The organism is Streptomyces sp. NPDC107654, assembly GCF_055639035.1.
Genome location: NZ_JBVKBI010000017.1, coordinates 1 through 13,296 on the forward strand (window position 1 = coordinate 1; position 13,296 = coordinate 13,296).

The following is a 13,296-nucleotide window of genomic DNA, read 5'->3' on the forward strand; positions in this document are numbered from 1 at the left end:
TGGCACCGCGCACGAACAGCTCCGCCACGGACAGCAGCAGCGTCTCCGCCTCACCGCGCTCGTCGCGCAGTGCCGGCACGCTCACGGCGTCCTCCACCGCCGACTCCGCGATGGCACCGGTCAAGGCGCCGCCGGGACCGAGTTCCAGGAACACCGCGCCACCAGACGCGCTGATCCCCTTCGCGAAACGGACGGGACGGCGAACGTGGTCCACCCAGTACGCCGGGTCGCTCAACTGCCCCGGCTCGGCGAGCCGGCCCGTCACGTTCGACACCACCGGGATCGTCGGCTCGTTCCAGGACAGCCCCGACAAGGCCGCGGCGAAGTCCGACAGCATCGGCTCCATCAGCGCCGAATGGAACGCGTGCGAGACGGTCAGCCGCTTCACCCGACGGCCCTGCTCGCGCAGCTTCTCCGCCACGGCCGTGACGGCTCCCTCGTCCCCGGAGAGGACCACCGAGCCGGGTGCGTTGACGGCGGCGAGGTCGACGCCCGCGCCGAGGTGGTCCTCGATCTCCGCCTCGGTGGCGGCGACCGCGACCATCGCGCCGCCCGGCGGAAGGGCCTGCATCAGCCGGCCGCGCGCCGCGACCAACGCCGCGGCGTCCTCCAGCGACAGCACCCCGGCTACGTGAGCGGCCACGACCTCACCGATGGAGTGCCCGGCCAGCACGTCCGGTCGTACGCCCCACGACTCCACCAGCCGGAACAGCGCCGACTCCACCGCGAACAACCCGGCCTGCGTGAACACCGTCTGGTCCAGCAGGCCACCGCCCGCGTTGCCGACGTCGCCGAAGACCACGTCCTTGACGGAGTGGTCCGCCCAGCCGGCGAGCTGGGCGTCCAGCGCGGCGCAGGCCTCGTCGAAGGCGCGGGCGAAGACCGGGTACCGGTCGTACAGCTCGCGGCCCATGCCGAGGCGCTGCGAGCCCTGGCCGGGGAAGACGAACACCGTGCCGCCGGTGCTCTCCGAGCCGGTGACGACGAGCGGTGAGGACGCGCCCGCGGCCAGCGCCGCCAGCCCGGACACCGCCTCCTCGCGGGTGGCGGCGACGACCACGGCGCGTTCGGACAGCACCGCCCGCCGGGTGACGAGCGCTCCGGCGACGGCCGCCGGGGAGGCGTCGGTCGCCTGGACGAACTCGGCGAGTCGTGCGGCCTGTCCGGTGAGGGCGCCGGTGCTCCGCGCGGTGACCACCAGCGGCAGCACGCCGTCGGCGGGGGCCGCCGGGGCCGCAGCCACCGGGGCCGTGGGGGCCGGTTCCTCGGGGGCCTGTTCGAGGATGACGTGGGCGTTGGTGCCGCTGACGCCGAAGGCGGAGACGCCGGCGCGGCGCGGGCGGCCGGTCTCGGGCCAGGCGCGGGCCTCGGTGAGGACCTCCACCGCGCCCGCCGTCCAGTCCACTTCGGTCGACGGCCGGTCGACGTGGAGGGTGGGCGGCAGGACCGCGTGCCGCAGTGCCTCGACGGTCTTGATGACACCGGCGACACCGGCGGCGGCCTGGGCGTGCCCGATGTTGGACTTCACCGAGCCGATCCAGAGCGGTTCCTCGCGGTCCTGGCCGTAGGTGGCGAGCAGGGCCTGCGCCTCGATCGGGTCGCCGAGGACGGTGCCCGTGCCGTGTGCCTCCACCGCGTCCACGTCCGCCGTCGTCAGCCCGGCGCCGGCCAGCGCCTTGCGGATCACCCGCTGCTGGGAGGGGCCGTTGGGTGCGGTCAGGCCGTTGGACGCGCCGTCCTGGTTGACGGCCGAGCCGCGCAGGACGGCGAGGACCCGGTGGCCCTTGCGGCGGGCCTCGGAGAGGCGTTCCAGGACGATGACGCCCGCGCCCTCGGCCCAGCCGGTGCCGTCGGCGGACGAGGAGAAGGCCTTGCAGCGGCCGTCGGGCGAGAGTGCCTGCTGGCGGGAGAACTCCACGAAGGTGTACGGGTTGGCGAGCACGGTCGCGCCCCCGGCCAGGGCCATCGAGCACTCGCCGCCCCGCAGCGCCTGCGCGGCGAGGTGGATGGCGACCAGGGAGGAGGAGCAGGCCGTGTCCACGGTGACCGCGGGACCTTCCAGGCCGAAGACGTACGACACCCGGCCGGAGGCCACGCTGCCCGCGGAGCCGGTGGCGGTGAACCCGGCGAGTTCCGGCGGGAGTTCGCCACCGAAGCCGTAGCCCTGGGTCATCACGCCGGAGAAGACGCCTACGTCCGTTCCCTTCAGCGACAGGGGGTCGATGCCGGCCCGCTCCAGCGCCTCCCAGGACGTTTCGAGGAGGAGCCGCTGCTGCGGGTCCATGGCGAGGGCCTCGCGCGGCGAGATGCCGAAGAAGCCCGCGTCGAACAGGCCCGCGTCGTAGAGGAAACCGCCCTGGTCGACGTACGACGTCCCGACGCGACCGGGGTCGGAGTCGAACAGGCCTTCCAGGTCCCAGCCGCGGTCGGACGGGAAGCCGGACATGGCGTCCCGGCCCTGGGCCACCAGGTCCCAGAGCTCCTCCGGGCCGGTGACACCGCCGGGCAGCCGGCAGGCCATGCCGACGATCGCGATCGGCTCGTCCGGGTCGGCCGGGACGGCGGCCGGTGCCGGGACGGCCGGGACGGCGGTGACCTGGCCGAAGTGGCTGTGCAGGTGGCGGGCGAGGGCGAGCGGGGTCGGATAGTCGAAGACGACGGTCGTCGGCAGGCTGAGCCCGGTGGCCTCGCGGATGCGGTTGCGCAGTTCGACCGAGGTGAGGGAGTCGAACCCGGCGTCCTTGAACGCCTTCTCGGCCCTGACCTGGTCGGCGCCTGCGTGACCGAGGACGGTGGCGACCTGGCCGCGGACGACGTCGAGGAGCAGCGCCTCCTGTTCCTGCGGGGAGAGTCCGGCGAGCCGGTCGGCGAGGCCGCCGCCGCTGCGGTCCGCCGCGGTCGTCCGGGCGGCCTGCCGGGTGACCCGGATCAGACCGCGCATCAGGGGCTGGACCGTGCCGCCGGAGGCCGCGTCGGCGCGGGCGGCGCGCAGGTCGAGCTTGATGGGGACGACGAGGGCCTGTTCGGCGCCGAGCGCCGTGTCGAAGAGGGCCAGGCCCTCCTCGGGGGTGAGGGCGCGCACGCCGCCCCGGCCCATGCGGGCCTGGTCGGCGGCGCTGAGGTGGGCCGTCAGGCCGGTGCTCTGCTCCCACAGGCCCCAGGCCAGCGACACGGCCGGCAGTCCGGCGGCGCGGCGGCGGGCCATCAGGCCGTCGAGATAGGCGTTGGCGGCGGCGTAGTTGCCCTGGCCGGCCGAGCCGAACAGGCCGGCGCCGGAGGAGTAGACGGCGAAGACGGCCAGGTCCAGGCCGCGGGTCAGCTCGTCGAGGTGGGCGGCGGCGTGCGCCTTCGGAGCGAAGACGTCCGCCATCCGTTCGGGGGTGAGGGCGCTGATCACGCCGTCGTCCAGGACACCGGCCGTGTGGACCACACCGGTCAGGGGGTGCTCGGCCGGGATCGAGTCCAGCAGGTCGGCCACCGCCGTACGGTCGGAGACGTCCGCGGCGACCAGGGACACCGACTCGGCGCCCAGCCCGGCCAGCTCGTCCGCCAGCTCGGCGGCGCCCTCGGCGTGCGCGCCGCGCCGGCTCGCCAGCACCAGGTGCCGTACCCCGTGCCGCTCGACCAGGTGCCGGGCCACCAGCGCGCCCAGCGAGCCGGTGCCGCCGGTGACGAGCACGGTGCCGTCGGGACGGAACGCCACCGTCGGTTCGCTCCCGGCCGCCCGCACCAGACGCGGTACCGACAGCTCCGCGCCGCGCACCGCCACCTGCGGCTCGCCGGAGGCGAGGACCGAGGCGAGCAGCGGTTCCACGGCGGTGCCGTAGGCGATGTCCAGGTCGGTGTCGGTGTCGATCAGGACGATCCGGCCGGGGTTCTCCGCCTGGGCCGCCCGCACCAGGCCCCAGACGGCCGCGCCGGCCGGGTCGGTCACGTCCGCGTCGCCGCCCGCGGGCACGGCGCCCCGGGTGAGGACGACCAGCCGGGACTCCGCCAGGGTGGGCGCGGCGAACCAGGCCTGGAGCACGGCCAGCATCCGGTCGGTCCGGGACAGGGCTGCGTCGGCGGTGCCGTCGGGGGCCACGGCCTCGACCACGGCGACGAGGGGGCCGGTCGCCGCACCGGCGAGGATCTCGACCTCGTCCGCGTGGAACAGCGGCACCCACTGCGGCACCTGCGTCCCGGCCGAGCCGGCGGGCAGTTCCGTCCACTCGACGCGGAACAGGGAGTGGCCGCCGTCACCGGTGGCCGTCGTCAGCTGGTCGGCGGAGACCGGCAGGAAGCCCAGGGCGTCGAGGGTCACCACGGTGCCGCCGGCCTCGTCGGCGGCCTCCAGCGCGAGCCGGCCCGATCCGGACGGGGCGAGCCGTACCCGGAGTGTGGTCGCGCCGGTGGCGTGCAGCGTGACCCCCTGCCATGCGGCGGGCTGCCACAGCCGCTGTCCGGCGCCGTCCGGGTCGGCCGTCGCCGCGTGCCGCAGCCCGGACTGCACGGCGGCGTCGAGCAGTGCCGGGTGGATACCGAACCGCTCGGCGCCGGCCCGCTGCTCCTCCGGCAGGGCGACCTCGGCGAAGACCTCGTCACCGCGCCGCCACAGCGTCCGTACGCCCCGGAAGGCGGGGCCGAAGGGGTGGCCGAGGCGGCGCAGGTCGTCGTACAGCTCGTCGGCGTCGGCCGGGCGGGCGCCGGTGGGCGGCCACAGCCTCAGGTCGGCGCTCGCCTCGGGAGGGGTGAGCGGGGCGGGGGTCAGCCGTCCGGTGGCGTGCCGGGTCCACGCGGCGGGCTCGGTGTCCTCGCCGGAGGCGTAGATGTCGACGGTGCGGGCACCGGTGTCGTCGGGGCCGCCGACGGCGACCTGGACGCGCAGGGCGCCCTCCTCGGGGAGCACGAGCGGTGTCTCGACGGTCAGTTCGTCCAGCGTGGCGGCGCCGGCCTCGTCGCCGGCGCGCAGGGCGAGTTCGACCAGGCCGGTGGCCGGGACGACGGTCGCGCCGCCGACGACGTGATCGGCCAGCCAGGGGTGCGTGCGCAGGGACAGCCGGGAGGTGAGGACCAGCCCGTCCGACTGGGGCAGCGGGACCACCGCGCCGAGCAGGGGGTGGTCGGCGGCGGACTGGCCGAGCGAGGCGGCGTCCGTGGCCGGGGCCGTCTTCAGCCAGTAGTGCCGGTGGTCGAAGGCGTACGTCGGCAGCGGCAGGGGGACGTCGCCGGCGCCCTCGGGCAGCACACCGGTCCAGTCGACGGCGACGCCCTGGACGAACACCTCGGCCATCGACGTCAACAGCCGCCGCAGACCGCCCTCTTCGCGGCGCAGGGAGCCGGTGGCCACCGCGTCCGCGCGGGTCGCGTCGACGATCTCGTTGACCGGCTGGACGAGGACGGGGTGGGCGCTGGACTCGACGAACACCGTGTGCCCCTCGGCGAGGAGCGCCTCGACGGCCGGGCCGAATCGGACCTGGTTGCGCAGGTTGCGGTACCAGTAGCCGCCGTCGAGGACGCCCGCCTCGCGTACCCACTCACCGGTGACCGTGGAGAAGAGCGGCACCAGCGGCGCCTGGCCGTGGATGTCGGCGAACGCCTCCGCCAACGACCTTTCGATCGCCTCGACATGACGGGTGTGGGAGGCGTAGTCCACCGCGACCCGCCGGACCCGGACACCGTCGGCCTCCAACGCGGCCAGCGCCTCATCCAACGCCTCGGCGTCACCGGCGATCACCACGGACGTGGGGCTGTTGACCGCCGCAACCTCAACCCGCCCGCTCCAGGCGGCAATCCGCGCGGCTGTCTCGTCCTCGGGCAGCGCCACCGACGCCATACCGCCCCGGCCCGCGAGTTCACCGGCGATCACCCGGCTGCGTACGGCCACGATCCGCGCCGCATCCTCCAGCGACAACGCCCCGGCCACGCAGGCGGCGGCGATCTCGCCCTGGGAGTGACCGACCACCGCGTCCGGCACGACACCCACCGACGCCCACACCGCCGCCAGAGCGACCATCACCGCGAAACTCGCCGGCTGCACGACGTCCACCCGGTCCAGCAGATCGACATCACCGCGCAGGACGGCCGTCAGGTCCCAGTCCACCCACGGCTCCAAGGCCCGGGCGCACTCCCCGACCCGCTCCGCGAACACCGGCGAGGACTCCAACAACTCCCGGCCCATCCCCAGCCACTGCGACCCCTGCCCGGGGAAGACGAGCACGGTCCTGCCGGGCGTTCCCGCACCACCCCGCACCACGACGGGACTGCTCTCGCCGCCCGCCAGCGCGGCAAGCCCGGCCACCGCCTCCTCCCGCGACCCGGCGACCACCACGGCCCGCTCCGACAGCACCGCCCGCCGCCGCACCAGAGCACCCGCGACCTCCGTCGGCGAGGCGTCCGTGTCACCGACGAACGCGGCCAGCCGCTCCGCCTGACCGGACAGCGAACCCTCCGACGCCGCCGAGACGACCAGCGGAACCACACCCTCGTGCGGCTCCCCGGTGACAACGGCCCCTTCCTCGGGGGCCTGCTCCAGGATCACGTGCGCGTTCGTGCCGCTGATGCCGAAGGAGGAGACACCGGCCCGGCGCGGACGGCCGGTGTGCGGCCATTGCCGTTCCTCGGTCAGCAGCTCGACGGAGCCGGACGACCAGTCGACCTGCGGGGTCGGCTCGGTGACGTTCAGGGTGGGCGGGAGGACGCCGTGGCGCAGGGCCTCGACCATCTTGATGACACCGGCGACACCGGCGGCGGCCTGCGTGTGGCCGATGTTGGACTTCAACGAGCCCAACCACAAGGGCAGTTCACGGTTACGGCCGTAGGTGGCGAGGAGCGCCTGGGCCTCGATGGGGTCGCCGAGCGCGGTGCCGGTGCCGTGGGCCTCCACCGCGTCGACGTCTGTCGGGGCGAGCCCGGCCGCCGACAGCGCCCGGCGGATCACCCGCTGCTGCGAGGGGCCGTTGGGGGCGGTCAGGCCGTTGGAGGCGCCGTCCTGGTTGACGGCCGAGCCACGGAGCACCGCCAGCACCTGGTGGCCGTTGCGGCGCGCCTCGGACAGGCGTTCCAGCACGACGATGCCGACGCCCTCGGAGAGGATGGTGCCGTCGGCGCCGTCGGAGAAGGCCTTGACCCGGCCGTCGGCGGCGAGGCCGCGCTGGCGGGACATGCCGAGCACGCCGATGGGCGAGCCCATCACGGCGACACCGCCGGCCAGCGCGAGGGAGCATTCACCCTGCCGCAGGGCCTGGGCGGCCAGGTGCATGGCGACCAGGGACGAGGAGCAGGCGGTGTCCACGGTGACCGCGGGGCCCTCGAAACCGAAGACGTACGACACCCGGCCGGAGGCCACGCTGCCGGCGGTGGCGGTGGTGACGTAGCCCTCCAGCTCGGGGGGCATGTTGCTGAGGGATTCCAGGTAGTCGTGGATGGAGACGCCGGAGAAGACACCGATGTTCGCGCCGCGGGTCGAGCTGGGGTCGATGCCGGTGTTCTCCAGGGCCTCCCAGGTGGCCTCCAGCAGCAGCCGCTGCTGCGGGTCCATGGCCAGGGCCTCGCGGGGGGAGATGCCGAAGAACTCGGCGTCGAACTCGGCGGCGCCGTGCAGGAATCCGCTCTTGTGGACGTAGGAGGTGCCGGCCTTGTCGGGGTCGGCGTCGAACAGCTCGTCCAGGTTCCAGCCTCGGTCGTCGGGGAACTCCGTGATGCCGTCGCGGCGTTCGAGGACGAGCCGCCACAGGCCGGCCGGGTCGGTGACGCCGCCGGGCAGCCGGCAGGCCATGCCGACGATGGCGACGGGCTCGTCCGGGTCGGTGGCGACCACGGTGGGGGCGGCGGCGCCGGCGGCGCTCTCGCCGAGCTCCTCGCGCAGGTGGCGGGCGAGGGCCACGGGGGTCGGGTAGTCGAAGATGAGCGTGGCCGGCAGCTTGACGCCGGTGGCGGCGGAGAGCCGGTTGCGCAGTTCGATCGCCGTGAGCGAGTCGAAGCCGATGTCGCCGAAACCCCGGGTGCCCTGGGCGAGTTCGGGTCCGCTGAAGCCGAGGACGGCGGTGGCCTCGGCCTGGATGACGCCCAGCAGGACGGCTTCCTGTTCGGCCTCGGGCAGTCCGGCGAGGCGGCGCAGCAGGCCGCTGCCGTCGCCGGCCGCGGCCCGGGCGGAGCGCCGGCCGGCCCGGACCAGGCCGCGCAGCAGGTGCGGCACGGCGGCACCGGACGCGGCGTCGGAGCGCAGGGCGCGCAGGTCCAGCTTGATGGGGACGAGCAGGGCGCGGTCGCTGTGCAGGCCGGTGTCGAGGAGGGCGAGGCCCTCGTCGGGGGTGAGGGCGAGGACACCGCCGCGGCTCATGCGGGCCTGGTCGGTCTCGCTGAGGTGGGCGGTGAGGCCGGTGTTCTGCTCCCACAGGCCCCAGGCGAGGGAGACGCCGGGCAGGCCGGCCGCGCGGCGGTGGGCCATCAGGGCGTCCAGGTAGGCGTTGGCGGCCGCGTAGTTGCCCTGGCCGGCGGAGCCCAGCAGGGCGGCGGCGGAGGAGAACGCCACGAACGAGCGCAGCACGGGGGCGAGTTCGCGGGTCAGCTCGTCCAGGTGCCGTACGGCGGTGGCCTTGGGGGTGAAGACCCCGGCGATCCGTTCCTCGGTGAGGGCGCCGATGACGCCGTCGTCGAGGACGCCGGCGAGGTGCACCAGGCCGGTCAGCGGGTGCTCGGCGGGTATGCCGCGCAGCAGGGCGGCGACCGCGTCCCGGTCGGAGACGTCGCAGGCGACGAGCGTGACGGCCGCGCCGAGGCCGGTGAGTTCGGCGGTGAGTTCGGCGGCGCCGTCGGCGTCGGGGCCGCGTCGGCCGGCCAGCAGCAGGTGCCGTACGTCGTGTCGTTCGACCAGGTGGCGGGCGACGAGCGCGCCGAGCGAGCCGGTGCCGCCGGTGATCAGGACGGTGCCGTCGGGGTCGAACGCGGCGGGGGGCTCGGGGGCGGGCTCATCGGTACCGGTGGGCTCCGAGCCGGTGGGCTCCGAGCCGGTGGGCTCCGTGCCGGCGGGCTCGGGGCGGACCAGGCGGGGCGCGGACAGGGTGGTGCCGCGGACGGCGAGCTGGGGTTCCCCGGTGGCGAGGAGCCGGCCGAGGACGGGGCCTGCGCCGGTGGCGGCGGCCGGGTCGAGGTCGGCGAGGATCACCCGGTCGGGGTTCTCGGCCTGGGCGGCGCGGACGAGGCCCCAGACGGCGGCGCCGGCCGGGTCGGTGACGGAGGCGTCACCGCCGGCGGCGACCGCGCCCCGGGTGGCCACCACGAGCCGGGCGGCTTCCAGTCCGGGTGTGGCCAGCCAGGCCTGGAGGACGCGCAGCACCCGGGTGGTCAGGGTCTGGGCGTCGGCGCCGCCGCTGTCGGCGTCGAGGATCGCGGCGGCGGGAGCGGTCTCGCGGGCGGTGAGCGCGGTGACGCCGTCGGCGTCGGTGACGGGCACCCAGGTGGGTGCGGTGGTGTCGCCTTCGGCGGCGGGCAGCTGCACCCAGTCGACGGCGAACAGGGCGTCCTGGTCGGCGCCGGCGGCGGCGCCGAGCTGTTCGGCGGAGACCGGCAGGGACACCAGGGAGTCCATGGTGAGGACGAGGGCGCCGGTCTCGTCGGCGGCCTGGAAGGAGAGGGCGTCGGGACCGGCGGGGGCGACCCGGACGCGCAGGGCGGTGGCGCCCTCGGCGTGCAGGACGAGTCCGTTCCAGGCGAACGGCAGGACGTTGCGGTCGTCGTCGGGGTTGGCGAAGGCGTTGGTGTGCAGGGCGGCGTCGAGGAGGGCCGGGTGGATGGCGAACCTGTCGGCGTTCTCCCGGTGGTCCTGCGGCAGGGCTGCCTCGGCGAAGAGTTCGTCGCCGCGCCGCCACACGCCGCGCAGGCCCTGGAAGGCGGGGCCGTAGGAGTAGCCGCGGGCGACGAGGCCGGCGTAGAAGTCGTCGATGGCGACGGGTTCGGCGCCGGGCGGCGGCCAGGCGGCGTAGTCGACGGCGGGCGTGGTGAACGTCGCGGGCGTGCCGGACAGCAGGCCGGTGGCGTGCCGGGTCCACTCGCCGTGGCCGTCGTCGTCGGTGGTGTCCTCGCGCAGCGAGTAGACGTCGACGGTGCGGGAGCCGTTCGGGGTGGCGCCGCCGACGGCGACCTGGACGCGGACGGCGCCCTGTGCGGGCAGGACGAGGGGGGCCTCGATGACGAGTTCTTCGAGGGTGCCGCAGCCGAACTCGTCGCCGGCGCGGACGGCGAGGTCGACGTAGACGGTGCCGGGGACGATGACGACGCCCTGCATGGCGTGGTCGGCGAGCCAGGGGTGGGTGCGCAGCGAGAGCCGGGAGGTGAAGACCAGTCCGTCGGTCTGGGGCAGCGGGACGACGGCGCCGAGCAGCGGGTGGTCGCTGCCGGTGACGCCGAGGGAGGCGGCGTCGGTGCCGTTCGGGGTGAGCTGGATCCAGTAGTGGCGGTGGTCGAAGGCGTACGTCGGCAGGTCGGCGTGGGCGGTGCGGGCGGCCTCGGGGAGGATGTTCCGCCAGTCGACGGCGGCACCGGCCGTGAAGACCTCGGCCAGGGAGGTGAGCAGCCGGCGCAGGCCCCCGTCGTCGCGGCGCAGGGAGCCGGTGACGACGGCGTCGACGGCGGCGGCGTCGGCGAGCTCGGTGAGGGGCTGGACGAGGACGGGGTGGGCGCTGGACTCCACGAACAGCGTGTGGCCCTCGGTGAGGAGCGTCTCGGCGGCCGGGCCGAAACGGACCTGGCCTCGCAGGTTGCGGTACCAGTAGCCGCCGTCGAGGACTCCGGCCTCGCGAACCCATTCGCCGGTCACGGTGGACAGGAAGGGGATCGTCGGCGCCTGGCCGCGGATGTCCGCGAAGGCCTCGGTGAGGGCTTCCTGGACGGCCTGGACATGGCGGCTGTGGGAGGCGTAGTCCACGGCGATGCGGCGCACCCGCACGCCCTGGTCCTCCAGGGTGTCCAGGACCTCGTCGAGGGCCTCGGCGTCGCCGGCGATCACGACCGAGGCCGGGCCGTTGACGGCGGCGACCTCGACCCGGCCGGCCCAGCGCTCCAGCCGGGCGGTGACGTCGTCCTCGGTGAGCGCGACGGACGCCATGCCGCCGAGCCCGGCGAGCCGGCCCCGGATGACCTGGCTGCGGACGGCGACGATGCGGGCGGCGTCGTCCAGCGTGAGCGCGCCGGCCACGCAGGCGGCGGCGATCTCGCCCTGCGAGTGGCCGATCACCGCGTCCGGGACGACACCCACCGACGCCCACACCGCCGCCAGGCCGACGGCCACGGCGAAGCAGGCGGGCTGGACGACGTCCACGCGGGTCAGCAGCTCGGTGTCGGCCTCGCCGCGCAGGACGGCCTTCAGGTCCCAGTCGACCCAGCGTTCCAGGGCCCGGGCGCACTCCTCGACGCGGGCTGCGAACACCGGTGAGGTGTCGAGGAGTTCGCGGCCCATGCCGATCCACTGGGTGCCCTGCCCGGGGAAGACGAGGACGCTCTTGCCGGCGCCGGCCGCGGTGGCGGCGCCGCGGACGGTGCCGGGTGCCTGTTCGTCGCGGGCGAGGGCGGTGAGCGCGGCGAGGGCCTCGTCGTGGGTCTCCGCGACGACGACCGCGCGTTCACCGAGGACGGCGCGCCGGGTGGCGAGGGTGCCGGCGACGTCCGTGAGCGGGGTGCCGGGGGCAGTGTCCAGGAAGGCGGCGAGGCGGCCGGCCTGGCCGGTGAGGGAGGCGGCGGAGGCCGCGGACACGACCAGCGGCAGCACACCGTCGTACGGCTCGGAGGGGGTGTCGGGTGCCTCGGGTTCCCCGGCGTCCTCGGGGGCCTGTTCCAGGATCAGGTGGGCGTTGGTGCCGCTGGCGCCGAACGAGGACACGCCGGCGCGGCGCGGACGCCCGCCGTCGGGCCACTGCCGGGCCTCGGTGAGCAGCTCGACGGCACCGGAGGACCAGTCGACCTGCGGGGTGGGGGCGTCGATGTGCCGGGTGGCCGGCATCGTGCCGTGGCGCAGCGCCTGCACCATGTTGATGACGCCGGCGACGCCGGAGGCGGCCTGGGTGTGGCCGATGACGGACTTGACGGAGCCGAGCCGCAGCGGCTGTCCGGCGGGGCGGTCCTGGCCGTAGGTGGCGAGGATGGCCTGGGCCTCGATGGGGTCGCCGAGGACGGTGCCGGTGCCGTGGCCCTCGACCATGTCGACGTCGGCGGTGGTCAGTCCGGCGCCGGCCAGGGCCTTGCGGATGACCCGCTGCTGGGAGGGGCCGTTGGGTGCGGTGAGGCCGTTGGAGGCACCGTCCTGGTTGACGGCGGAGCCGCGGATGACGGCGAGGACGCGGTGGCCGCGCTCGCGGGCCTGGGACAGCGTTTCGAGGAGGACGACACCGACGCCCTCGGCCCAGCTGGAGCCGTCGGCCGCGGCGGCGTAGGACTTGATGCGGCCGTCCTGGGCGAGGCCGCGCTGGCGGGCGAAGCCGACGAAGCCGCCGGGCGTGGACATCACGGTGGAGCCGCCGGCGAGCGCCATGGAGCACTCGCCGCGGCGCAGCGCCTGCATGGCGAGGTGGATGGCGACCAGCGACGAGGAGCACATGGTGTCGACTGTGACCGCGGGCCCTTCGAGGCCGAGGGTGTAGGCGACGCGGCCGGAGGCGATACCGCCCGAGGTGCCGAGGGCGCGCTCCAGGCTGAGGAAACCCTCGTGGCCGCTGAGGTCGGGGGCGTAGTCCTGGTGGACGATGCCGGCGAAGACGCCCGTGTCGCTGCCGCGCAGTGAGTGCGGGTCGATGCCGGCGCGTTCCAGGGTCTCCCAGGACACTTCGAGGAGCTGGCGCTGCTGCGGGTCCATGGCGAGGGCCTCGCGCGGCGAGATGCCGAAGAACGCGGCGTCGAACTCGCCGGCGTCGTGCAGGAAGGCGCCCTCGCGGACGTAGGTGGTGCCGGGGTTGTCCGGGTCGGGGTGGTAGAGACCCTCCAGGTCCCAGCCGCGGTCCTCCGGGAACGCCGTGTAGACGTCGGTGCCGTCGGTCACCACCTGCCACAGGTCCTCCGGGGTGCGGATGCCCCCCGCGTACCGGCAGGCCATGGAGACGATGGCGATGGGCTCGGCAACGGCCGCCGCGAGCTTGGTGTTCTCCTGCTGCAGGCGCGCGTTCTCCTTGAGGGAGGCGCGCAGCGCGTTGACGATCTGGTCGTCCGGGCCCGACATATCCGTCCTCCGTGGTGCGTCCGCTGTCATGGGGTCAGCTCGTCCTGCCCAGAGCACGCTGCACGAGATCGGCAACGTCCATGGCGTCGATCAGGGTCTCGTCGTCCTCGGCC

1 protein-coding gene is annotated in these 13,296 nt (G+C 75.1%); it reads right to left on the reverse strand.

What is annotated here, in order from left to right; translation table 11 throughout:
• A partial coding sequence (locus ACZ7N4_RS26615; protein WP_471362282.1) for an SDR family NAD(P)-dependent oxidoreductase occupies nt 1-13,183 on the reverse strand: 13,183 nt, incomplete at its 3' end.
• Nucleotides 13,184-13,296: the final 113 nt, after the last annotated feature.